1 protein-coding gene is annotated in these 848 nt (G+C 45.2%); it reads left to right on the forward strand.

Going from position 1 to position 848, the window contains the following annotated elements; translation table 11 throughout:
* Positions 1-847: alpha/beta hydrolase (locus R8O11_RS26340; protein WP_318194758.1), on the forward strand; the 847-nt coding region annotated here is incomplete at its 5' end.
* Position 848 lies beyond the last annotated feature (1 nt).

The following is an 848-nucleotide window of genomic DNA, read 5'->3' on the forward strand; positions in this document are numbered from 1 at the left end:
CGCATCGTTGTGTTTCAGCATTGCGGGCTATCCTCATTTAAAAAACGACAACTTGGCGCTTCAGGCTCAGGTGTTAGCAAACAAAGCCTATTCTGAAGGGGCTGAGAAAACTCAATACACCATCAAGCAAATTGAAGTGCCTTACCAAAAACGCAAAATTATCGCTAACTTGCATTTGCCAAGAACCGATAAGCAGCTGCCAGTTGTGATGGTGAGTGCAGGACTCGACAGTTTACAAACCGACATGTGGCGTTTGTTCCGCAATCACTTTGCTCCTAAAGATATTGCAATGTTAACCGTCGATATGCCATCAGTCGGACACAGTTCTCATTGGCCTTTGACGGAAGATTCAAGCTGTCTTCATCAAGCCGTGTTGAATGAGCTTTATTCCATTCCTTACGTTGATCATCACAAAGTTGGTTTGGTCGGTTTCCGTTTTGGTGGCAATGCCATGGTTCGTCTGTCTTTTCTTGAGCAAGAAAAGATCAAAGCGTGTGTGGCACTAGGCGCACCGGTGCATGATCTGTTTACCTCACCGAAAAAGCTGCAAAAAATGCCGAAGATGTATCTGGATATGCTGGCTTCTCGTTTGGGTAAAAGCGCAGTTGATATCAACAGTATGGCTGGGCAGATGATGGCTTGGTCATTGAAAGTTCAAGGCTTCTTGAGCAGTCGTAAAACTAAGGTGCCAATTTTAGCGCTGAGCTTAGAAGGTGACCCCGTTTCTCCTTACAGTGACAACCAGTTAGTCGCGCTATTTAGCCACTATGGGCAGGCGAAGAAGATCAGTTCCAAGACAATTACAAAAGGATATGAGCAATCCCTCGATTTGGCGATAAAGTGGTAGA

Source organism: Vibrio sp. 1288, assembly GCF_033344475.1.